The organism is Rufibacter glacialis, assembly GCF_008271745.1.
GTDB classification, from domain to species: domain Bacteria; phylum Bacteroidota; class Bacteroidia; order Cytophagales; family Hymenobacteraceae; genus Nibribacter; species Nibribacter glacialis.
In genome coordinates, this window is the sequence record NZ_VKKZ01000026.1 from 99966 (window position 1) to 122650 (window position 22685).

At 55.4% G+C, this 22685-nt stretch carries 16 protein-coding genes; 12 read left to right on the top strand and 4 right to left on the bottom strand.

Annotation, left to right across the window (positions count from 1 at the left end; translation table 11 throughout):
* Positions 1-59 precede the first annotated feature (59 nt).
* Complete coding sequence (gene tamL / locus FOE74_RS20720; protein ID WP_149100559.1) at positions 60-2411, bottom strand: translocation and assembly module lipoprotein TamL; 2352 nt, start codon at positions 2409-2411, stop codon at positions 60-62.
* Positions 2411-7396 carry a translocation/assembly module TamB domain-containing protein gene (locus FOE74_RS20725; RefSeq protein WP_192576644.1) on the bottom strand — a complete coding sequence of 1662 codons (4986 nt, stop codon included), beginning with the start codon at positions 7394-7396 and terminating at the stop codon, positions 2411-2413. The genes tamL and FOE74_RS20725 overlap by 1 nt, the downstream gene beginning before the upstream one ends.
* A 270-nt stretch (positions 7397-7666) precedes the next feature.
* Between FOE74_RS20725 and FOE74_RS20730 the strand changes: the two genes are divergently transcribed.
* Entirely contained in the window at positions 7667-8548 is an 882-nt protein-coding gene (locus tag FOE74_RS20730; RefSeq protein WP_149100561.1) for an ion transporter, read from the top strand.
* A 1078-nt stretch (positions 8549-9626) separates the two neighbouring features.
* Here the strand turns inward: FOE74_RS20730 and FOE74_RS20735 are convergent.
* Both FOE74_RS20735 and FOE74_RS20740 read right to left on the bottom strand, forming a co-directional pair.
* Positions 9627-10175, bottom strand: coding sequence for a lipocalin family protein (locus FOE74_RS20735; RefSeq protein WP_149100562.1), 549 nt, complete (start codon positions 10173-10175; stop codon positions 9627-9629).
* Positions 10176-10269: 94 nt separating this feature from the next.
* Positions 10270-10707, bottom strand: a complete 438-nt coding sequence (locus tag FOE74_RS20740) for a GNAT family N-acetyltransferase (RefSeq protein WP_149100563.1) — start codon at positions 10705-10707, stop codon at positions 10270-10272.
* A gap of 111 nt (positions 10708-10818) precedes the next feature.
* On the opposite strand from FOE74_RS20740, the gene FOE74_RS20745 reads away from it, so the two are divergent.
* The 11 genes from FOE74_RS20745 (at position 10819) to FOE74_RS20795 (ending at position 22671) form a co-directional block, all read left to right on the top strand.
* Positions 10819-11310 carry a YajQ family cyclic di-GMP-binding protein gene (locus FOE74_RS20745; RefSeq protein ID WP_149100564.1) on the top strand — a complete coding sequence of 164 codons (492 nt, stop codon included), beginning with the start codon at positions 10819-10821 and terminating at the stop codon, positions 11308-11310.
* A 115-nt stretch (positions 11311-11425) separates the two neighbouring features.
* A complete protein-coding gene (locus FOE74_RS20750; RefSeq protein WP_149100565.1) occupies positions 11426-12214 on the top strand; it encodes a TerC family protein in 789 nt (262 codons plus the stop codon).
* A 217-nt stretch (positions 12215-12431) separates the two neighbouring features.
* Positions 12432-13559, top strand: a complete 1128-nt coding sequence (locus FOE74_RS20755) for a sugar phosphate isomerase/epimerase family protein (RefSeq protein ID WP_149100566.1) — start codon at positions 12432-12434, stop codon at positions 13557-13559.
* A gap of 1118 nt (positions 13560-14677) precedes the next feature.
* Positions 14678-16357 (top strand): GMC oxidoreductase, encoded by a 1680-nt coding sequence (locus FOE74_RS20760; protein WP_149100567.1) that lies wholly within the window; start codon positions 14678-14680, stop codon positions 16355-16357.
* Positions 16358-16396: 39 nt separating this feature from the next.
* Positions 16397-17863, top strand: coding sequence for a Gfo/Idh/MocA family protein (locus tag FOE74_RS20765; protein ID WP_149100568.1), 1467 nt, complete (start codon positions 16397-16399; stop codon positions 17861-17863).
* 439 nt (positions 17864-18302) lie between these two features.
* Positions 18303-18866 carry a gluconate 2-dehydrogenase subunit 3 family protein gene (locus FOE74_RS20770; protein ID WP_149100569.1) on the top strand — a complete coding sequence of 188 codons (564 nt, stop codon included), beginning with the start codon at positions 18303-18305 and terminating at the stop codon, positions 18864-18866.
* 206 nt (positions 18867-19072) lie between these two features.
* Positions 19073-20233 carry a Gfo/Idh/MocA family protein gene (locus tag FOE74_RS20775; RefSeq protein ID WP_149100570.1) on the top strand — a complete coding sequence of 387 codons (1161 nt, stop codon included), beginning with the start codon at positions 19073-19075 and terminating at the stop codon, positions 20231-20233.
* Positions 20234-20300: 67 nt separating this feature from the next.
* Positions 20301-20765 carry a c-type cytochrome gene (locus FOE74_RS20780; RefSeq protein WP_225840917.1) on the top strand — a complete coding sequence of 155 codons (465 nt, stop codon included), beginning with the start codon at positions 20301-20303 and terminating at the stop codon, positions 20763-20765.
* A gap of 9 nt (positions 20766-20774) precedes the next feature.
* Positions 20775-21521, top strand: coding sequence for a 3-keto-disaccharide hydrolase (locus tag FOE74_RS20785; protein WP_188687099.1), 747 nt, complete (start codon positions 20775-20777; stop codon positions 21519-21521).
* A gap of 101 nt (positions 21522-21622) precedes the next feature.
* Positions 21623-22297 (top strand): hypothetical protein, encoded by a 675-nt coding sequence (locus tag FOE74_RS20790; RefSeq protein WP_149100571.1) that lies wholly within the window; start codon positions 21623-21625, stop codon positions 22295-22297.
* Positions 22298-22329: 32 nt separating this feature from the next.
* Entirely contained in the window at positions 22330-22671 is a 342-nt protein-coding gene (locus FOE74_RS20795) for a hypothetical protein (RefSeq protein ID WP_149100572.1), read from the top strand.
* Positions 22672-22685 lie beyond the last annotated feature (14 nt).

The window sequence follows — 22685 nt, forward strand, 5'->3', positions numbered from 1 at the left end:
TTTAGGGGCTGTTTTAGATAAAACGGCCCCTAAACGGGCTTCATGCCGATGGTTGATTTTTAGAAGGGATAGCCAATGGCCAGGTTCAGCACCCCTTTCCCGAAGAGGCCCGAGGTAGGTCTGCCGCCGTTGGGGTAGGTAGGGTCGCGGAGGGGGTAGGCCAGGTCTACCCGTATCACGAAGAACTGCACGTCTACCCGTACGCCGGCCCCGGCGCCCACGGCCAGTTGGCTCATGAAATCACCGCTGAACTTTCCGCCGGGGCGGGTGGGGTCTTCGCTCACGAGCCAGATATTACCGGCATCCACAAAGAAAGCGCCCTTCAGGTAGGGGTCCAGGAGCGGGAACCGGAACTCAGCGTTTCCTTCCAACCGGATATCGCCGGTCTGGTCAAAATAAGAAAAGCTCTGCGAAACCGGGTTGTCACCTTGCTGCAGCTGGGTGGGGTCATAGAGACCGGGGCCAATGCTGCGGGCCGGGAACGCCCTGATGCTGTTAGGCCCGCCAATGCCGTACTGCTTGATGTAGGGCAAGACGGTGGAGTTACCGTACGGTAGCCCGTAGCCGCCCAGAAACCGGGTGGCCAGCACCAATTTGCTGGTGATGTTGAAGTTGTAGCGGGTTTCCAGGTCAATTTTGACGTATTGTGAAAGGGCCTGGCCCCGGAAGCGGTTGGGATTCTCCGGATCGGCGGGACGCTGGTTCTTGACCCGGTAGAACAATCCCCACAACCCCCCGGAAAGGTCAAGGCCCGGGCTGATGTAGAACTGATGCTTGCTGCCTTCTATGCCCTGGGTGTTGTAGATAAAGCGGTAATTACCCCCAATGATCAACTGCTGGTCAAACGCCCGGGCCAGGAAGGGGCGCTGTAGCAGTTCTGCCTCAAAGGCGGGCGTAGGGTTGATTAACCGGGAATACTGCACCTGCACCGGGTTAAGCTGAATTTGGGTGGTGGCGCGTTGCCGCCACGAGTAGCCGTACTCAAAGTTGAACGAGTTCTGCTGGAAAAACTCCTGCCGGTTGATAAACCGGAAACCCAACGCAAACCGGGTTCTGGGCTGGTACAAGCTGCTGGAGAGCCGGATGTTGAAGGGAGAGATGATGCGGGGCACGTGCATCTCGGCATCAGCGCCCACTTCCATAGAAGTAAGGCCAGACCGGGCGCTGTCTCCGCTGATCTGCGACTCAAAGGAGCCTACCAGGTTCACCAACAGCAACTCGGCCCCGCGCAGGGCATTCCGGTTCCGGAAACTGACCGTGATGCCGGGGCCGGCGTATCCGTTTGATTTCTGCACCGTCTGTACCTCTGCCCGCACAGATTTCTTTTTGGCCTGGGTCAACAGGATATCGGCGTTCAGGCGGCCATCCAACCCAATGGAATCCAGCGGCGTGAACCGTACCTCGGCAAATTTGAAGGTGCCCAGGTCCATGAGGCGGTTCACCGTCTGCAGGTGGCGCTTTCGGCTGTAGAGGTCGCCGTTTTCCACGAACACCGCGTTCAGGATGGTTTTTGCCTTGAAGGTTTCCTCGTCCGGGTAGTACTTGTAGTCTTTGAACTGCACCGGGGGTGTTTCACTGTCGCCAATGGGGTCCCCCAGGGAGAAGTCGGTGTAAATGCTTACCTGCTGGTACCGGTACGGGATCAGGGCCTTTTTGGGGGCAATGTCTTTGATGCGGATATAGATGTTGACCTTGTTGTTGAGCGTACTGTCTACGTGGTAGATAATGTACCCCTCGTCAAAGAAGAAAAAGCCTTTTTCCTTTAGAATTTCATTTACCCGGAGGCGCTCGGCAATCAGTTTCTCCAGGTTATAAGGGTCGTTCACCTTCAGCAGGCTCTGGGGCTCGGTTTCCCTGATGGCAATGGAAAGGCTGTCATTGCCCTGCGGGAACTGGATCTGCTGGATGGTGTACTGTTTGCCTACCGTGGCGGCGTAATGCACCATGGCCATCTTGCGTTTGCTGGTGGAGTCTACGCTGTGTTCTATGGAAGGCGAGAAATACCCATTGTTGTACAAACGGTTCAGCATCTGCCCTTTCACGCGGTCTGGGTGGGCCTCACTCAACAGCACGGGAGGCTCGCCCAGGCGGGTTTTGATCCAGTTGGCCACGCCTTTGCGCTCGCGCTTGCCGCCCATGGCGTTGTAGATCCAGAGCTTGGGGCGCATGCCCAGGAACGACAGGTTGGGCTGCGGCCTGATGGCGGCATTCAGTTCTGACTCCAGGTGTTCGGTGTCAGTTTCCGGCACAGGAGAAGTTACTTTGATGTCACCGCCAATGTAGAGGTAGTCACCCTGGGGTACGCTCTTGGTGCTGCTGCAGCCGGCCAGCGTGACCAGGAGCACTACCAAAGGCAGGTTCCATAACAAGGAGGATCTCAGGAAGGGCACGTAGGTAGAAAGCGCTATCATTATTTTGCTTTGCCAGTATTTTTAAAGAGGTCTGCGAAGTTGTCATACTCCCGCACAAAAAGAAGCGACACCCCGGTGCGTTGCAGCTGCCCGTCCAGGAATCCTTCATAGGAATTCTGCCGGAAGGCGCGCAACCGGAGCCGACCGTCTTTGGTGAGGGTGTACTCTACAGAGACGTCCCCGGAAAAGTTGCTGCCACTGGTATTGGCGCCGGAATTGCCTTGGTCATTGCCCCCACCCAGCGGAATATCAGTGCCTACACTCACGGTGAGCCGTTCATTGAGAAGCTGCCGTTGCATGGCTACGTTCAGATCAGTGCGGCTCTGGGCTTCGCCCGAGGAATAGTCATCATAGGAATTCAGGCCCAGTTCCAGTCCTAAACCGCCCAGGTATTGCCCGGTGAGCGCGTTGAGCTGGTCTGAGAGCACCTTGCTGGCACTGCCGCGCAAGGCACTGCTGATGCCGCCCCCGCCCGAGGACGCCAACGGATCCTGCGCCATGAACCGGCCCAGTACCAGCAGGGAGAACACCTGTTTGGTGCGTTCAGACTCCTGCGTGGGTTGGCTAAGCTGGTCCAGGCGGGCATCTACCTCGGGTACCATGGTTCCTTTGGCTTTCTCATCCAGTTCAATGTTGAAGGAGATGATGGGGTTCATGATCTCGCCTTTCAGGTTCAGGCGCACGTCAAACGGCAGTTTCTGCCGGTATTGGCCCGCTGATGCTGCATCTAACCCTGACGTCTGGCTTTGGATCAGTTCCAGCGGGGCGGCATCTACGCTGTAGATGGCCGTGATATTGGCATCTGCCTCCAGCATGTCACCCGTCCAGATGATGTAGCTATCGGGGTCTATCTCAAACTCGCGGCTCACCAATTCATAGAAACTCATGGAGTAGAGGCCCTTGCTCACGTCATAGCGGCCAGACAGGGTAATGTTCTCGGTCACGTCATAGCCCACGTTCAGGTTCGCATTCCCTCTGATGGTAAGGTTGTCTCCAGACTCTGGGTCCATGAGCACGGTGATAGGCGTCTCATCTGTCAGGGTCAAAGTCATGGCCAGCTCAATCCCCTGAATCTGGGTCTCTACCGTGTCAATGACCTTCTGCCGGTTGATGCGCCGGTTGCGGGCACTGTCCACGTCTACAAAGACCACAATGCCCTCTCGGTTCACGCCCACCTCTTCCTGCGGCATCACATACGTGAGGTTGGAATTAGGGACTACGGTGACGGCGGTATTGATAACGGGTACGTTCAGGTCGCCGGTAATGCGGGTGTCACTGTCTAAGAACACCCGGCCGTAGTACAGCGGGTTATCAGCGGCGGTGCTGTTCATGACCATGAAGTCATCTGTGACGGCGCGCAGGTCAAACCGGTAGTCCAGGAAGTTGGAGGTCAAGATGGCGCCGTTTACCGTGGCGCGGTTGTTCAGGGAGTCCAGCATGACAAAATCATTGAACTGGATGCCCTGGTTGTTCACGCTCACCCGCTCATCTGGCACCCTGAAGGTGGAGTTGAGCATGGCTATGTTGAAGGTGGCATTCTGGAACTGGATGTCGCCCACCATTTTAGGGGCATCTACGGAGCCCCTGATGGCCACCGACCCCGCCAGGTTCCCGCCCAGATCCTTCACCATGCCCCCCGTGAACGACTGCAGGCTGGCCAGGTTCAACTTGCCCATGTCCAGGTCAAAGGAGATAGGCTGCCCCTCAGTTGTAAGGTAATATCCCGCCAGGGTAACGTCATTGCCGAAGCCAGTGAGGCGGGCGTTCATGTTGTACCGGTTGGCGCTGGGGTTGCTGGCCTGCAGGGTCAGGTCCCCTATCGGGAACGTCTGGTATTCCAGACCGGCCAGGGCCATGTCTGCGGTGAAGCTCATGTTGCCGGTAATGTCATTGATAGTGGCCTGACCATCCAGTGTGCCGCCCACCAGGCTGTCCTGGTCCAGGAACGCCCGCGCCAGGTAGCCAATGTCCAGATCCGTGACGTTGACATTCAGCGGGGAGTTGGGGTTCTGGGGGTTCTGGCTCTGCAGGGTCAGGGCCATAGGTCCGTTAGACAGGCGCAGGGCATCTGCCACCACGGCCCCCGTAGAGGTATAGTACCGCACGTAGTTGTTAGGGGAGACTTCCCACTGGTCGCGGTTGATGAGCAGGTCTTGGTCAAAGCGCATCTCCAGCGCATTGCGCAGCTGCTGAAGACGCACGCCCAAGGCTGTCTGGTCTTCACCGGCCTCGTTCTGGATAGCGGCCCGCGTGGCCACAATGTTATCCTGCACGTTACCGGTCAAGACGATGTTCTCAATCTGCAGGGTATCTTGCCGCGCCCGCTCTGCCCTTACCGCGTAGTTCAGCTGGTTTGGGTTGGAGTTCATTTCCAGGTTAAGCGAGTCTAGCCGGAAGTTGGTGTACCGGAGGCGGGGCACATCAGCTACCACCTGCAGGTTGGCGGTTTGGCTGTTGTAGCTGCCGTACAGCGTGTCTAGCTTCACGCGGGTAAGGCCGGGCACAAAGGCCTGGAACACCCGGGGCTTGTGCAGCGCCATGGCAAAGGTAAACTGCCTTGCCTGTCTGCTGGGTTTATACGCGCCGTTGCCTATGTCATAATACCGGCTGATGTGGTTCATCAGCTCAGGGCCAATGTCTCCCAAGCCCATGTTTCCATCCAGGTGGGCCGTGAGCACGTCTGAAAGCACGCGTACTTCGGTCTTGTTGGGTTGCTGGGTCAGGTAGACGGCCAGGGAATCAAACTTAAGCGGGCGGTTATTGCTGGTAAGGGCGGTGTTGCGGGCAATGATGGAACCGTTCAGGCTGTTGGCATCAGCCCCGCGCAGGTTGGCTACTATATCGCCGCGCAGGCGCAGGTCTTCTGAGTAGAGTTTCAAGGCCTGGAAGTCCACGGCGCGCAGGTTGGCGTTCATGGCGATCACGGGCTCGGCACCCCGCAGGTTCACCGTTCCGTTCAGGGCAAAATCAAGGTTCTGGTCTTTGGTACTGTTGGCTTTGATGCCGTAGCGGTTGCGGTTGGCATCTACGTCAAAGGTGATGTCACGGTAGTTGTAGCCGCCGTACTCAAAGCTCTGCACGGTGCCGTCAATGTTAGCCACCATGTTCTCTGGCATGAGGCCGGTGCCGTTGATATTGGCTACCAATGAGGCGCGGCCCAGGTCTTTGTTCTGCATAAGGCGGCCCAGGTCAAAACGCATGAGGCGCACGTTTCCTTTGATGCGTTCCTGCCCCGCGGTTCTGCCCGGGGTCATGTCAATCTTGGCAATGGCGTTCCCGAAGGTAGTGCGGATGGTGGCATCCACGTCAAAAGCCGTCATGGTGCCGCTGAACGAGCCTTCCAGGTCCATAGAAGGAGGGAGGGTGATGTTGGCGGGCAAGGTGCCGGCCGGCAGCAGCGAGTTGACATCCGCGGCAGTGGTATGGAACCGGTTGATCTGGATGTTGGCTGACAGGTTATCTGGGTTGGGGAGCCCTTTGATGCGGCCACTCATGGCTAGATCGGTGTTCCGCCAGCCGCTCACGCGCACGTTGCTCAACAGCAGGTTGTCCATGCGGCCATTCACCACGCCGCTTACCCGTACGGTCTGGTTCAGGTTGCCCGCCAGAGGGGGCTGGTTCACCAGGGCCGGCTGCAGCAAGGCAATGTCCTGGAACCCGATATAGGTGTTCTGCAGATCAGCCGAAAGGGTGAGCTTGCTCAGGTCGTCGGCAGCGGTCTCCAGCGAGGGGTAGCCTACCTTGATCCGGCGCGCGATGCGGCTGTGGCCCGTTTCCAGCACTAAATCTGATAACTCCGTCTGAACCGAGTCAAACAGGATGCCGGCCGTGAACTGCTTTACCTCAAAACCGCTTTTCTCCTGGAATGCGAGTTGGTTGAGCTGGGCGGTGGTGCGGTTGGTGCTGTAGTACAGGTCAGTGAGTTGCAGGTTGAGGTTGCTGGCCAACAGGTGATTGTAGTCCATGCCGCGCGCCTGCTTGGGGGCGTCATAGTTGTCAAAGGCGGCGTCTACCTCGGTCACGTTGAGCTTGTCCAGGGTGAAGACCCAGTTCACGGGCTGGCCGGTGGACTTGCTCACGGCTTCCTCAATGGCTTCCACGGCTTCGGCGGGGTTCACCACGCGGCTCTCCGTGGGCATGTCGGCATTCTGGGAGTAGGCCAGGGTGCTGTTGTGCAGCTCCAGGTTGCTCAGGTCTATGCGCGAGTTGATCAGGTCAATCTTCTCAGAAGCCATGCGGGCCTCGCCCAGGTTCACGTCAATGTATTGCTTGGCCACCCCGTTGCGGTACTTCAGTTTCACCCGGTCAAGGGACACCGTTTTAAGCCCGAACTGCATGGTGAGCGGTTCAGACTCGCCTTCGGGGGGAATCTTGGTCTGGGTCATGTCTACCCAGGTATCGCGCAGCGCGATGTCATCTATGCGGTAAATCTCTTTGGTCAGGTCCAGTTCATCCATCTTCACGGTGAGGTTGCCCACGCGAGTACGCACGTTCTGGCCGTTCACCTCGTCACGGTAGGTGAGGTAGATGTTGGTGAGGTCAAGGGTGCCTATGTCATAGGTGAAGCCGGCGCTGGTGGTATCCTGGGCCGTGGTGTCTGTGGGCGTGGCGAAGGCCTCCAGGATAAAGTCAAAGTTGGAGACGCTGTCTGGCATGGTGCGGTAGATGTGGGCGGTGGCGTTTTCCAGCTCCAGTGATTTGAGGGCTACCTTTGATTTGAGGATGCCCAGAATGTCCAGGTTGGCGGCCAGGCGCTCAGAATACCAGAGGGTGTCGCCTTTCTGGTCTTCCAGGTACACGCCCTCCAGCAAGATGTCCTTCCGGAAATCACTGCGGAATTTCCCAATCTGGACCTCGGTGCCCAGCTTGTTCTCCAGGTAGCTCTCAACCTTGCTGGCCGCGAAGTCCTGCACCTTGGGTAGCTGCAGCGCCACCAGCAGCAGCACTACCAGAACCAACACAATGCCAATGATCCACAGGAGCACGGCCAGTGTTTTAAGCGTGTATCTTTTTATCGTATGCGTAGACAAAATGGAGGAGGTAGCATTTATAAGAGATACTGCTTGTACTCAAGATATATAGCTGTGGTTGCATAGAAGAGGCGTAAAAAAGTGCTGCTTTTCAAGGTTTTTGCCTTGTTTTAAGGAAATAGGGCTAAAACTATACTAGGGGTGCCTAAAGCCGATGGGTTTAAGGCCGGGCGTGTTCTTCCTGTTAGGCTCTTTCTGCGTATGCAGAAGGAAAAATTCCTATAAATGAGCCACCCGTCCACCCCGCCTCCACCCCCTGCCTCGGCCCTGAACCAGGAACGACTCCAACTGCTCCGGCAGATCCAGAATGCCCTGGAAGGGCCCATGGTGTTTTTGGGGTTTGTGTGGCTGGTGTTACTGGTGGTGGAATTGATCTGGGGGCTGAGTCCGGCGCTGCAACTGGTCAACTATGCCATCTGGGGCGTGTTTATCCTGGATTTTCTCCTGCAGTTCACGCTGGCCCCGGAAAAGCTGCCTTTCCTGAAAAGTAACTGGTTAACGGCCGTCTCATTGGTGGTGCCGGCCCTGAGGGTGTTCCGGATTGCCCGGTTTGCCCGGGTGCTGGGAACGGTACGGGCTGCCCGCGGGTTGCGGCTGGTACGGGTGCTCAGCTCGTTGAACCGGGGCATGAAAAGCCTGGGGGCCGCCATGGGCCGACGGGGATTCGGGTACATGCTCACCCTTTCCGTGGCGGTCCTGTTCGCCGGCGCCGCCGGCATGTATGCCTTTGAGAATGAGGTAGCCGGCGGCCTCTCCTCCTTCAGCGAAGCCCTCTGGTGGACCGCCATGATCCTGATCTCGCTGGGCAGCGAGTATTGGCCCAAAACCCCCGAAGGCCGGGCTCTCTGCTTTGTGCTGGCCCTCTACGGCTTTTCCATCTTCGGGTATTTTACGGCTTTGCTGGCCAGCTTCTTTCTGGACCAGGACGCCGCCAGCCCAACCTCTGACGTGGCCGGCGCCCACCAGGTGGAAGAACTGCGCCAGGAAGTACAGGAACTGCGCCGGGAGTTGCAGGCCGTGTTGGCCCTGCACCAATCTGCCGCATCCGGCCCGACATCCCCTGAAAAATCGGCGCCTGGCCCTAATGGAGACGGAGGAGAAGGGTAGGAGGCAAAGACACTCGTAGGTCTTGCAGACACTATGAGTGTCTTTGGAGCGGGCGGTATGGTTAGGGGCTTTCTAAACCTACAATTCAGGTTGTGTGTATTTGGGGCCTTAAAGCTTTTTTACGCCCAAGCCTTTCATTAGCTATATCTGGCAATGCATTTTCCGATTCCCTTCTGCAAAACAGCCCCAAAACAGAGGCTTGCCGTTCCTTCTCCCTGAGGGAGAAGGCTAGGATGAGGGGGAGTTGGTCCTTAGCCAGAAAAGCCGTGGCTATGAAATACCTGCCGGTTAAGGGAAAAGCATTTCAGGCTGGAAAGGCTATTGTCCTGGAGTGCCGCTGCCCCTCACCCTAGCCCTCTCTCCAGGGGAGAGGGAAATCCTCTAATCAAGGCTTCCCCTGAGACTCTTCCTTACTTTCATTCTATATCCCTCAGTCAAGGAAGTGAATTTGCGCCATAGAAGAGCGCCATGGAAGCCAAGACCTCACAGGTTTTAGAAACCTGTGAGGTCTGCCAACATTCCTAACGCATATCCCTATTCCAGCCTTTCGCTTGAGCGCCTAGCACTCGACCGCCCCTGAGCGAGAGCGAAGTGGGCGGAGTAGAGGGCACAGCGCGAGGGCGGAAGGCGGGGCCTCGCGGCCGTGAGCGCTTAGCGGAACCTATGAAAAGAGCCGTTCGTGGATCAACGCAAGAAGCGGAAGTGCCTGGGGAATAACATACTGCGTGCACAAACCCGCTTATGAGTAAAAAAGCCGCAGAAAGAGGCAGTTGAACCTCAACAACAGCGGTTCATCTAATAGGAAGGCTTATTATCTGCAAACGTGAGACAAGGCAGTGCCTCGTCTCTACAAACCACAACCAATCATTAAGGCAGAACAGCAAAAAGGTAAAACAGCGAAAGGAACCGTCTACCGCAGATACAGCATTTGCACGCAAGCACAAGAAGGAAATTGCAATATGTTCCTGAGCACATCAGCCCAAAGGTTGAAAAGTGATCGTCAGCAGGCAAAGGGAAATCAAGCCAAAAGGCCAGCGGGCAGTCAAAGAAAAGAAGGGTTGCTGGGGACCAGCATCCTTTACTTATCCTGACAACTCTGGTCTGATTTCACCAGACGACTGGAATCAAAACCCAGCCGCTCCGCTTCCTGCACCAAATGCCGGAAAGCCGCTTCGTCTAGTTGGGGCGTGCGGGCCAGAATCCAGAGGTACTGGCGGTCTGGGGCGCCTACCAGCACATGGGAATAGTCGGGGGCGAGGCTCAGGATCCAGTAATCGCCGCGGAAAGGCCAGAAGAACTGCACCCGCAGCTTGGCGTTGTGGCTGCCTTCCACCGGAAACGCCTTGCCTATAACGCCATCCAGCTTGCCGTTGGCGCTGCCTTTGCGGCAGGAGTTGCGCACCTCCACGTAGCCTTCTTTGGGGGTATAGACCGCGGTGGTGCAATGGCAGCCTTTCTGGAACCGGTTAGGGAAGGCGGCAATCTCATACCACTTGCCAGCGTAGCGGTAAAGGTCAACGGTAGGGACGGTGGGCAAAGGGGCTGGTTTGGGCCGAAACCCCAGGTAAAGGCCCCCCAGGGCTAAAAGCCCTAGGCCTATGCCCGCGAAAACAAGGGATTTTCTCATAACGGCACGTAAAACGGAAGGCATCTGGGGGTGCTCCTCCTGTGCGGGAAGAGAAGCCGAACCAGAAAAGTCTTGCCTTGGTATACGAACCCAGTTAGAAAAGCGGTTTGCGCATCTGGTAATGCTGCACTTCGCCAAAAAGTAGATGGGAAGGGTATTCTTCGGTGAAACCGTTGCGCTTGTAGAAGTTCTTGGCGTACTCGCGGGCCTGCACAATGAGCTCTTTGGCCCCTAAGCGGCGGGCTTCGTCTTCCACGGCCTGCAACAGGCGGCGGCCCACCTGTTTGTTCTGGTATTTAGGTCCCACGGCCAGGAACCGGAGCTGGGCTTCGGTCTCTGATTCCAGGTGCACCCGGCAGCCGCCCATGATCTCGCCGGTATTCTCGTCTATGGCCATCAGGTGCGTGGCCTGGTCGTCGTCTTCCATGCGCTCGCTGCCCAGGGGCTGGTGCCAGGGCTTGCGTAACATTTCGTAGCGTAAACGGTAATACTGCTCAAACTCGTGAAAGGTGGAGGGCTGAATGATTTGCATGACTGCGTTTTTAAGCTCTAATCCAGAAAATTTCGCTAAACTAGTAACTTTGTACGGCTTCGTGCAATAAAACCTCTCAATTACCCTTCGTTTCAAAATAAAACAATTGTTATGCCCTCATTTGATATTGTGAGCAAAGTGGACCCGCAAACGCTGGAAAACGCCATAAACACCGTGAAGAAAGAAATCCAGACCCGCTTTGATTTCAGAGACACCAAAGGCAGTGTGGAACTGGACAAGAAAACCAACGTGGTGCACATTGTCACCGAGAACGACATGCGCCTGCGCCAGATTGAAGACATCATCCTGAGCAAGATCGTGAAGCAACAGATTGACGCTACCGCGCTGGATTTCAGCAACGAGGCGTTCCCCAGCGGACCCATGATCAAGAAAGACGTGAAAGTGCGCGCCGGCATTGAGAAGGAAGACGGCAAGAAGATTGTGAAGCTCATCAAAGACAGCAAGATCAAGGTAACCCCCGCCATCATGGACGACCAGGTGCGCGTGACCGCCAAAAAGATTGACGACCTGCAAGAGGTGATCTCCCTGCTGCGCCGGGCAGAACTGGGGCTTCCGCTGCAATTCGTGAACATGAAGTCCTAGTGGCCAGCCAGCATAACGGGATATTAAATGTGCGGGGCGCTTAACCAGCTTCTTTAGAATGCGTTTAAAACCCTTATCTTGCTACGCATAATCCATTCCTGACCTACATAAAACTATGTTTGACGTATTCTCCAGCCCAGATGTCTGGCTAAGTCTGCTCACCCTTACCTTCATGGAGATTGTATTGGGGATTGACAACATTGTGTTCATCTCCATTGTGGTCTCGCGGCTGCCCAAAGACCAGCAGGCCCGCGGGCGCACCATTGGCTTGATTCTGGCCCTGGTGTTCCGCATCATCCTGCTCATGTTCATCAGCTTTATCGTGAACGCGAACCAACCGCTGTTCACCTTAGAACCGTTCTGGATGGATGAGCCATTCCATGTCTCGTGGCGGGATATTATCCTGTTTGGCGGGGGCTTGTTCCTGCTGGCCAAGAGTACCACAGAAATCCACAACAAGCTGGAAGGCGAAGAAGAGGGGCACGGGGCTGCCGGAGGTTCCGCTACCATGGCCAAGGTGCTGGTGCAGATCATTCTGGTGGATATCGTGTTCTCGTTTGACTCTATCCTGACGGCGGTGGGCATGGTAGACCACCTAATTGTGATGGTGATCGCCGTTATCCTGTCTATGGGCATCATGCTGGCCTTCGCCAGGGTGATCAGCGACTTCGTGAACAACCACCCAACCGTGAAAATGCTGGCGCTGTCCTTCCTTATCCTGATTGGGGTAATGCTGGTAGTAGAGGCCTTCCACGGCGAGATTCCGAAAGGCTACATCTACTTTGCCATGTTCTTCTCTTTATTGGTGGAGTTCCTGAACATGAAGCTCCGCAAGAAAGTGGAGCCGGTGCAACTGCGCCAAAGCGAAATCAAGACAGAAGACATTACCGTGCAGGGAAGATAATCTTGTCTTTATCCTTGCCAGAACGCAGAAGCGGGAGCCTACTTTAGGTTCCCGCTTTTGCGTTTTAGAGTAATCTGGTTTAGGGCTTGTTTTGAAGGAAACTGCCGGAAAAGAGAGGGGCGGAGCAGCCCTTGGTTTGGAGGAAGCAGTAGAATCTTTAACTTAGCCAGCTGCAACTTATCCATTCTTACTGTTTTTCGCCTTAACCCTGTGCCCTATGAGCAACCCCATCTGGATCATGACCTCGGCTTTTGACCAATTGAGCTTAGATGAAGTCATCACTAAAGCGAAGGAAGTAGGTGTGCAGGGCTTAGACGTGTGCGTATTCCGGAAAGACGGTACCCGCAATGATTTTGTGGCCACGCACCTGAACTATGAAAATTTTGGGCTGTCAGACGCCCAGACCTTGCTGGAGAAATTCAACCACCACCGGCTGCGCCTGTCATTGGGGGCGTTTGACAACCTCCTTGGCGGCGAGCCCGCGCAACGCGTGAAAAACCAAGACCACCTGCTGCGGCTCATCCGGATGGCGCACCTGTTGGGCGGCGATGCCAATGACGTGAAAGTAGGCACTTTTGTGGGCTACAACCATGAGTTGGGAAACCAGGAAAACGGCTTCCAGAAAAACCTGGACGAGTATGCCCGCATTTTTACGCCCATCATCAAATACGCTGAGGACCTGGGGGTGACGGTGCTCTATGAGAACTGCCCCATGGAAGGCTGGCGCCCGGCCAGTTACTCCAGTACGTTCAACAACCTTACCGGTGTACTGGCCGCCCGCAAACTCATGTATGAGATGATTCCCAGCACCGCCCACGGCGAAATCTATGACCCATCGCATGACGTGTGGCAGCACGTAGACCCCAGCCAGGTCATTAGACACACAGATATGGCGCGTCTGCACCGCATTCACGTAAAAGGCACCCGAAACGGCAACAACGTGTACTGGGGCAACCTGTACGCCATGCAGCAGATAGAGGCGGGGCTGGCCCAACGTGCCGGGGTGCCTACCGCCCAACATGAATGGGACCGCCATGCCTATGAGGCCACCCTGCCGGGCTTCGGGGGTTCTGACAGTGTGGACTGGCGCGCCTTTGTAGCCACCGTCAAAGCGCAGGGCTTCACCGGTCCTTTTGAGATTGAAAACGAAGCCGCCCTCTCCAAAGGAACCGGCAACCTGGGAGCAATCCTGCAAGGCTACCAGGCCACCACCCTGTCCCTGGCCCCGCTCCTCTGGGACCTCACCCCTGAAGGCTACCAATACCCCGCCACTGCCTTCCAGGAACTGAAGCAAACCACAACGCAGGACATACCAGTTGTCACCATGAAAGACCTGGGCGTTTAAGGCCTGTTTAAGGGAATATATGCCAGAAGACACCCGGTAGGAATCTGGTTTAGCGGAATTTAAACGGCTTCTGTCCATTTTATCTAGTTTGGTTCAGGTTCTGTATAGTTAAAGAAAATTTAAGCAAGCCTCCTCTTGAGGTTGTCGCCTCCCTGAAGGTGCAGATTTCAGATCATGGTGGGTTTAAGTTTGAAATTTGCGCCATGAGAGGTCTTCAGTTAGTAAGGTAATCGGAAGGTGTCAACATTCCCCTCACCCCCTTCAAAGGGGGAGTATCAGGAATGCTCGGGAGCAAAGGATAGCAATGCGTGGGAGACAAGGCGGTGCGTTGGAGCAAAAGAAAGGAATAGGTAGCAATGCGTAAAGAGACAAGGCGGTGCCGTTGTCTCTACAGGGGTTCACCATCACCATATATAATATATATGCCACTTTCCCTGTTCCAGTCTTTCCCGAGCGCGCCTCGCTTTTGGCCCTGGATAGACTACTGCTAAGCAGAACAGACTTCTCAGGCCGAAAGGGCAGTGCGAGAGGGGAAGACGGGGCCTCGCGGCCGTGAGCGCTCGGAGGGCAGCTATGGAAAGGCCAAGTATAAGGGCCTCGCATCAACCGGCCGCTACGCCAGCAACAGCAAAAGGCGTGCACAGAACAGCCACATGTGAAACAAGCGGCTGGGAGACGCAGTTTTGGTAGTTGGTGAGAACACCAACTACGGTGAACAAGGGAGCATAAGGGCCTCGCCAAAAGCACCCGTTACGCCAGCAACGGCAAAAGGCATGCACTTATGCAACACAAAAGGCATGTCCCCAGCCAACAGCAGTGATGCCAGTAGAAGCCAACTACCCAACTGGTAAGAAAACAACAGCCCTGAATTTTTCCGGTTGTTTTCTGAAAAACAGCCCGAAAACGCCCACTTCAGCCCTCTTTCTCGGCAAGTACACTTTTCCTTTCCACCTTTCACTTGCTTTTCCAACTATTAAAAATTATTATTAAGAGCGCAATTCTGTTTTCATTCTGTTAACAAAGCGGTTTCTTTTAGTTTCTCTCTTACCAGTACCGTATTTGACTTCTTTCTTATAAAAGAATATAAAATCAACTCTTAAAGCTATATCCTCTTCTCTATGGCCAATAATCAGTACGATGCCATTGTCATTGGTTCGGGTATCTCCGGTGGCTGGGCTGCCAAGGAACTAACCCAGAAAGGGCTTAAAACCATCATGTTGGAACGGGGCCGAAACGTGGAACACGTCAAAGACTACGTCAACGCCAACAAGAACCCCTGGGAATTGCCACACAGAGGAGGCCGCACCCAGGAAATGATTGAGAACTACCCGGTGCTCAAACGCGACTACACCCTCAATGAGGCCAACCTGGATTTCTGGGTGAATGAAAAGGAAAGCCCGTACGTGGAGACCAAGCGCTTTGACTGGTACCGCGGTTACCATGTGGGCGGGCGCTCGCTCATGTGGGGCCGCCAGAGCTACCGTCTCTCTGACCTTGATTTTGAGGCCAATGCCAAAGACGGCATCGCGGTGGACTGGCCCATCCGCTACAAAGACCTGGCCCCCTGGTACAGCTACGTAGAGAAGTTCGCCGGCATCAGCGGTTCCGTAGAGAATATTCCGCACCTGCCAGACGGGGAGTTCCTGCCGCCCATGGAGCTCAACTGCGTGGAGAAAGACGTGGCGGCCCGCATCAAAAACCACTACAAGGGAAACCGGCACATGATCATCGGCCGCACGGCCAACCTCACCGCCCCCCACCATGACCGGGTCAACTGCCAGTACCGCAGCAAGTGCTGGTTAGGCTGTCCGTTTGGGGCGTACTTCAGCACCCAATCCTCTACGTTGCCCGCCGCCATGGCCACCGGGAACCTCACGCTACGGCCGTTCTCCATTGTCACCAAGATCCTGTATGACAAAGACACCAAACGCGCCAAAGGGGTAGAGGTGCTGGACGCCGAGACCAACCAGACCTATGAGTACTTCGCCAAAGTGGTGTTCCTGAACGCTTCCACCCTCAACTCCACCTGGGTTTTGATGAACTCCGCCACAGATGTGTGGGAGGGCGGCCTGGGCAGCAGCAGCGGACAGCTGGGCCACAACCTCATGGACCACCACTTCAGGACCGGCGCCAGAGGCACGGTAGACGGCTACGAAGACAAATACTACTACGGCCGCCGGCCGAACGGCATCTATATCCCGCGGTTCCGGAACGTGAACGGCGACCAGCGCGACTACATCAGGGGCTTTGGCTACCAGGGCAGCGCCAGCCGCTCGGGCTGGGGCCGTGAGATCGCAGAGATGAGCATTGGCGCCGACCTCAAAGACGCCATGTGTGAGCCCGGCGAGTGGAAGATGGGCATCAATGGCTTTGGCGAGATTCTGCCGTACCATGAGAACATGGTGACCTTAGACAAGAGCAAGAAAGACAAGTGGGGCTTACCCGTGTTGGCCATTTCCTCAGAGATCAAGGAGAACGAGCGCAAAATGCGGGTAGACATGGCCAATGACGCCAAGGAAATGCTGGAGATGGCCGGCCTGAAAGACGTGGAAACCTATGACGCCGGGTATGCCATGGGCCAGGGAATCCATGAGATGGGCACGGCCCGCATGGGAAGAGATCCCAAGTCGTCGGTGCTGAACCAGTTTAACCAGGTCTGGGACGCCCCCAACGTGTACGTCACAGACGGCGCCGCCATGACCTCCGGGGGCTGCCAGAACCCCTCACTCACCTACATGGCCCTCACCGCCCGGGCCGTAGACCATGCCTTGGGCGAAATGAAAAAGCTGAATATCTAAGAACCTATAACCAGAGAAATGCCTCTTCCTGTACCCCCTATGGCCGAAGAAGAAAAGAACACCACGCCCCCTGAGAACCCTAGAAGGAAATTCCTGAAAACAAGCGCCTTGGTGGCTGCCGGCATCATGATCGTACCGCGCTATGTATTGGGCGGGAAAGGGTTTGTGGCCCCCAGTGACCGGTTGATGATTGCCAGCGTAGGGGTAGGGGGCAAAGGCGAAAGCGACATAAAGAGTTTCTTTGACAGCGGCAAAGCCGACATTGGCTTTCTCTGCGACGTAGATGACGCCCGGGCCGCCAAAACACGGCAACGGTTCCCCAAAGCCAAGTACTACAAAGACTGGCGCGAGCTCTTTGACAAAGAGAGCAAGAACTTTGACGCTGTCTCCGTCTCTACGCCAGACCACAACCACGCCGTCACCACCATGGCGGCCATGCAACTGGGCAAGCACGTGTACGTGCAGAAGCCCCTCACGCATGACATCTACGAGGCCCGCATGCTCACCCAGGCTGCCAAGCGCTACAACGTGGTCACCCAGATGGGCAACCAGGGCGCCTCCGGCGATGGGGTGCGCCAACTGCGGGAATGGTATGATGCCGGGGCCATCGGTGACGTGCACACCATCTACGCCTGGACGAACCGGCCGGTCTGGCCGCAAGGCATTCCCTGGCCTACTGCCAAAGCCACCGTTCCCCCGGGTCTGGATTGGGACCTGTGGCTGGGTACTGCTCCTTACAAAGACTACGCAGAGAAACTGGTGCCCTTTAACTGGCGCGGCTGGTGGGACTACGGTACCGGCGCCCTGGGCGACATGGGCTGCCACCTGATTGAGGCGCCGTTTAGCGTGCTTAATCTGAAATACGCTACTGATGTGCAGGCCAGCGTGGGCAGCGTGTATGTAGATGAGTTCAAGCGGGGCTACTTCCCGGAAAGCTGCCCTCCCTCCAGCCACGTGACCTTGACCTTCCCTAAAACCGACAAAACCAAAGGCCCAGTTACCCTTCATTGGATGGACGGCGGCATTCAGCCGGTGCGCCCGGAGGAGCTAGGCCCCAATGAACTGTTCGGGGACGGCGGCAACGGCACGCTCTTTATAGGCACCAAAGGAAAAATGATGGGCAGCACCTACGGGGCCAACCCGCGGTTGTTGCCTACCTCGCGCACCTTTGAAACCAAGGCCAAGCACAGAATTGCCCGGGTGCCCGGTGGCGCAGACGGGCATTACGCCCAGTGGGTGGAAGCCTGTCTGGCCGGTCCCGGAAAAATGCCCGTCAGCTCTCCGTTTGAGATTGCCGGTCCGCTCACCGAGGCGCTGCTCATGGCCAACCTTGCCATCAGGGGCGTGGATGTGCGCCGGCCCAAAGCTGACGGCAACGGGTTCGACTATCCGGGCCGCGGCATCAAAATGCTCTGGGACAACGACAATATGCGCGTCACTAACTTTGACGAGGTGAACCAGTTCGTAAAGCGCCAATATCGCGCCGGCTGGACTTTAGGGGTCTGATTTGAGGAGGGCGCCTTGTGTCGCCCTTGCATGAGGGGCTGATCCATTCTCCTAGGTACCTGGTTCAAGTTTTCAACTTGGACCTAACCCCTCATGGAAGTTTGCAACTTCCATGAGGGGTGCCTCAAATTGGCTTTTGCTGACGCAACACGAACAAGTATAATCAGAAGGAAGCAGTCTTGCCTTTAAGGAGGATGACAAGGCTGACAGTTACTCAGAAGTGCTGGCTCAGCAAATGTTTTTGAGGCTTTTGCCTCACAGAAGTTGTAAACTTCTGACCATTTTAGGTCCAAGTTGAAAACTTGAACCAGGTTGTACTAGGTGGTTGAACCAGGTAAATAGGGAAAGGAATCAGCCCTGTCCTCAACGGCGGAAAAGGTAGAAGTACTATCAGTTTAGACATTGTTTTTAGAAAAGTAGGCATAAACGGGTTTATACAATGAATAGAAGAGAAGCAGTCGCGGCCATTGGCTGGATCTTGGGCGGCACCATGATTGGCGCCGAGATGCTGGTCTCCTGCACCAGCAGCGCCGGCAAGGTGAACCAACTATTTGACCTGGACCAGGTAGCGTTTCTGGACGAGGTAGGGGAGACCATTCTGCCCACCACTGCCACGCCGGGTGCCAAAGCCGCCAAAATTGGTCACTTCATGGCCACCATGGTGCAGGACTGTTACAAGGCCGAAGACCAGCAGGTGTTCCTGAAGGGTATTTCCCAACTAGATGACGCTTGCCAGGAGAAGTTCGGGAAGAAGTTCCTGAAAGCCTCGGCCCAGGAGCGTACCCAACTGCTCACGCAACTAGATGCCGCGCAGAAAAACCACCAGCAGACCAAGAAGGAAGACGAGCCCAACCATTACTTCCGGATGATGAAGGAACTGACCATGCTGGGCTTCTTTACTTCTGAGGTAGGCGCCACGCAGGCTCTGCGCTACGCGCCCGTGCCTGGTAAATATGAAGGCTGCGTTCCTTACAAGAAAGGCGACAAGGCCTGGGCTACCTGAACAGCCCTGCCACTTGCCCGTATTGCCGGTAAAGAACCACTCCCGCAGGAAGAAACCACGGGGGGTGGGCATCTTTTAAGCCGCGGCAGGCGGAAAGCTCAGATAAAATGCCCTATTTAAGCTGTTTTCAGAAAACAAGCCTAAAACCATTATGCAGTAACCCGGGGGCTTCCTGCGCGCCCGAATACATTACCTAAACTAGAAGAATGAACAGAAAACTGAGAATGGGGATGATTGGGGGCGGCAAAGGTGCCTTCATCGGAGCCATCCACAGAATGGCCGCCACCATGGACGGCGCCATTGAACTGGTCTGCGGGTCTCTGAGCACCCGCCCAGAGATTGCCCAGGAAAGCGGCCGCGCCCTTTTTCTGGCCCCTGACCGCATCTACAACAGCTATGAGGAGATGCTGGCGCAGGAAAGTGCCTTGCCCGACGGTGAGCGCATGGACTTTGTCAGCATTGTCACCCCCAACTTCGCGCACCTGGCGCCGGCGCTGCTGGCGCTGGAGAAAGGCTTCCACGTGGTCATTGAGAAACCTATGACGTTGACTCTGGCCGAGGCCAGACAGCTTCGGCAGAAAGCAGAGGAAACCGGTCTGTTGGTGTTGCTTACCCATACTTATGCCGGCTACCCTATGGTAAAACAGGCCCGGCACCTGGTGCAGTCCGGGGAACTGGGCAAGATCAGGAAAGTGCTGGTAGAATATACCCAGGGCTGGCTTAGCCGCTTGTCTGAGAAAGAAGGCAACGCGCAGGCTGCCTGGCGCACAGATCCGGCCCGCTCCGGTATCAGCGGCTGCATGGGCGACATCGGCACGCACGCCGCGCACCTGGCGGAGTATGTCTCGGGCCAAAAGATTGAGCAGGTCTGCGCGCAACTCAATACCGTGCTAGAAGGCCGGGCCCTGGATGATGACGGGCACGTGCTGCTTCGGTTTAACGAAGGAGCCACGGGCGTATTGACGGCCTCACAGGTAATGGCGGGGGAAGAAAACGGCCTGAAATTGAGAATTTACGGCGAAAACGGTGGTCTGGAATGGGCCCAACAGGAACCCAACACCTTGCTGGTGAAATGGCTGGACAAACCTACCCAGGTGCTCCGGACCGGTGGTGCTGGTCTTTCATCGTACGCCGCGCACAACACCCGCACGCCCGGCGGTCACCCTGAGGGCTATATTGAGGCCTTCGCCAACCTGTACCGCAATTTCGCGCTTACCTTGTCAGCCCGCCTGGAGGGTACTGAACCTGCCCCTGAAGCTCTGGACTTCCCTTCTGTACAAGACGGGGTGCGTGGCATGGCCTTCATTGAGACGGTGGTAGCCAGCAGTGCCAGTTCCCAGAAATGGACGGACTTTATTGTCGCATAGAATGAGCCACTCCGTGCGGTTCAATTAACCAGTAATTCCTTTTAACCTTTGTTTTACGCGTACCCCTATGAAAAAAGTATCTCTTCTTCTTTGCTGCGGCGCCTTTCTGGTAGCCTGTAACGGTAATTCGTCCTCTACGGCAAAAGAAGGTGCCCTTGAAAGTACAGAAACAGACTCCGCCGCCTCGGCCTCTATGAGCGCGGGCACCCGTCAGCCGGACGCAGACACCAGCAGCCTGAACCTGGGCACCGACCGTTCTGCCGGCACCGGTTCGGTGGAGAACGGCGCCAAGCTCATTGCGCAGTCAGATTGTACCGCTTGCCATAAGATAGACCAGAAAGTGGTAGGCCCCGCCTATGAGGCCGTGGCCCAGAAATACGAGAACAATGAAAAAGACATCGCCTACCTGGCAGGCAAGATCATCCAGGGCGGGCAAGGCGTTTGGGGTCCGGTGGCCATGACCCCGCATCCGGGCCTAAGCGAGCAGGATGCCAAACAAATGGCCCAATACATCATGTCTCTCAAAAAATAACCTGTAACTATGACCCTCCGTCACCTGCTTCCTGTCTTGTCCATGGCGGCCCTGTTCGCCTGTCAGTCCTCTACCTCCCAATCTTCTATGGCTCCAGAAAAAGCTTCGGCATCTGCCCCGGCGGCCTCCGGCTGGAAACCTCTGTTTGACGGCAAAACCACCACCGGTTGGCACACCTACGGGAAGACCGGCGTGGGCAAGGCCTGGAAAGTGGATGACGGCGCCCTGCACCTGGACGCCTCGAACAAAAAGGACTGGCAAACCTCAGACGGCGGCGACATTGTCACAGAAGGCAGCTACGGAAACTTCCACCTGAAGCTGGATTGGAAGATTGCGGCCAATGGCAACAGCGGCATTATCCTGTTTGTGCAGGAAGACCCGGCCAAGTACAAGTACACCTGGCACACGGGTCCTGAGATTCAAGTCCTGGACAACAACGGCCACCCTGATGCCAAGATCCACAAGCACCGCGCCGGTGACCTCTATGACCTGATCGCCAGCAGCCCGGAGACGGTGAAGCCCGCCGGCCAATGGAACCAGGTAGAGATCATCAGCAATAAAGGTCAGCTGGAGGTAATCCAGAACGGCCAGAAAGTGCTGACCGCCACCCTCTGGGATGACAACTGGAAACAGATGATTGCCGGCAGTAAATTCGCCAAGATGGGGGGCTTTGGGGCATTCCAATCAGGTAAGATCGCGCTCCAGGACCACGGCGACAACGTCTGGTACCGCAATATCATGATCCGGGAACTCTAAGGCCTGACTGATTTGGGGCCGTTTTTAAGGAAATGGCCCCAAAAGGGGAAGAAAGGTAGGAGGCCAAATAAACTTAGTTATGGCACATTTAATAAACAGAAATGGGACTTGATTGGAAGCCATTAAATAAGCCCCTGGCAGGTAGAGAAGAAGAGTATGAAGACATTTTTCTTACTTTATCAGGAAAAAAGAAAGCAAACACTTCCATTCTGGGAAGTTTATTTGGGAAGAAGCAGAAAAGCGAGGAAGAGTTGTTAGAGCAGTTTCTTGATATTTCAATACCAGCTTATGAAACGCTAACGGCCCCAAAGGTAGGTTTTGACGAAAAGGCGAATGAGTGGGCCAAAAGTCAGTTTGACCAACGGACGGACAAGAACCAACCGCTTCAGGAGTTCCTCCAAGAAATGCATGGGTATCATGTAGTTGACCTTGTTACGGAACACGATGGTATTCCCGTGTACATTGCTCCACACTACGAACCGCATGTTTTTAGAGCTCAGTTCCTGCAAATCTGTGAGCAGATACTGGGAGAGGAAATGATGGAGGAGGCGTACACATCCCAACTTGCACCTGGGACAGTGGACTTCGGGAAACGATTAATGAAGATAGCTGAGGACTACGCAAGCAAATACAATTTGCAGTATCTAAAAGAGCAAAGAATACCTCCAGATTCTGACGAAGATACACCTGAAAGCAAAGTTCATATACTATTCTCGGCTGCAAAATGGCTGCTATGGTGGGGACAAAGAGGCCATGGTTATGAAGCAGACTTTTAAAGAAAAACGAGCCACAACGGCCTTGGGTTAAAATGAAAGAAAACAAAAGGTCGGCTTCGTTTTGGTTCTTAAGCGGAGTGCTTGTTTCTACTACAGGAATATTGGCTTTTATGAATTTGGAAGAGTGGTGCTCAATCAGTGTGCTTCAAAGGAAGACCGGCTATCCTTTTGGCGGAGAGGGTCCAACTCCTTACTATTATACAACCCCTGATTTGTATGCAACTGTCAGTTTGGTTTGGGGAATTCTTTTCTCAGCAGCAATGGCCTTTGGAATAGGTACTATAGTAAAAAAGAGTTTAGCCGGATTGATTACAGCGCTAGGGATAACAATGCTATTGGCAGTCTCTTTGGTTGCACATGGAACGATTGAGTAAAATAGTAGACCAGG

What these genes read in the sequence shown, in the direction of transcription:
- tamL (WP_149100559.1), bottom strand. Translation starts at nt 2,411, where the DNA reads ATGATAGCGCTTTCTACCTACGTGCCCTTCCTGAGATCCTCCTTGTTA.
- FOE74_RS20730 (WP_149100561.1), top strand. Translation starts at nt 7,667, where the DNA reads ATGAGCCACCCGTCCACCCCGCCTCCACCCCCTGCCTCGGCCCTGAAC.
- FOE74_RS20735 (WP_149100562.1), bottom strand. Translation starts at nt 10,175, where the DNA reads ATGAGAAAATCCCTTGTTTTCGCGGGCATAGGCCTAGGGCTTTTAGCC.
- FOE74_RS20740 (WP_149100563.1), bottom strand. Translation starts at nt 10,707, where the DNA reads ATGCAAATCATTCAGCCCTCCACCTTTCACGAGTTTGAGCAGTATTAC.
- FOE74_RS20745 (WP_149100564.1), top strand. Translation starts at nt 10,819, where the DNA reads ATGCCCTCATTTGATATTGTGAGCAAAGTGGACCCGCAAACGCTGGAA.
- FOE74_RS20750 (WP_149100565.1), top strand. Translation starts at nt 11,426, where the DNA reads ATGTTTGACGTATTCTCCAGCCCAGATGTCTGGCTAAGTCTGCTCACC.
- FOE74_RS20755 (WP_149100566.1), top strand. Translation starts at nt 12,432, where the DNA reads ATGAGCAACCCCATCTGGATCATGACCTCGGCTTTTGACCAATTGAGC.
- FOE74_RS20760 (WP_149100567.1), top strand. Translation starts at nt 14,678, where the DNA reads ATGGCCAATAATCAGTACGATGCCATTGTCATTGGTTCGGGTATCTCC.
- FOE74_RS20765 (WP_149100568.1), top strand. Translation starts at nt 16,397, where the DNA reads ATGGCCGAAGAAGAAAAGAACACCACGCCCCCTGAGAACCCTAGAAGG.
- FOE74_RS20770 (WP_149100569.1), top strand. Translation starts at nt 18,303, where the DNA reads ATGAATAGAAGAGAAGCAGTCGCGGCCATTGGCTGGATCTTGGGCGGC.
- FOE74_RS20775 (WP_149100570.1), top strand. Translation starts at nt 19,073, where the DNA reads ATGAACAGAAAACTGAGAATGGGGATGATTGGGGGCGGCAAAGGTGCC.
- FOE74_RS20780 (WP_225840917.1), top strand. Translation starts at nt 20,301, where the DNA reads ATGAAAAAAGTATCTCTTCTTCTTTGCTGCGGCGCCTTTCTGGTAGCC.
- FOE74_RS20785 (WP_188687099.1), top strand. Translation starts at nt 20,775, where the DNA reads ATGACCCTCCGTCACCTGCTTCCTGTCTTGTCCATGGCGGCCCTGTTC.
- FOE74_RS20790 (WP_149100571.1), top strand. Translation starts at nt 21,623, where the DNA reads ATGGGACTTGATTGGAAGCCATTAAATAAGCCCCTGGCAGGTAGAGAA.
- FOE74_RS20795 (WP_149100572.1), top strand. Translation starts at nt 22,330, where the DNA reads ATGAAAGAAAACAAAAGGTCGGCTTCGTTTTGGTTCTTAAGCGGAGTG.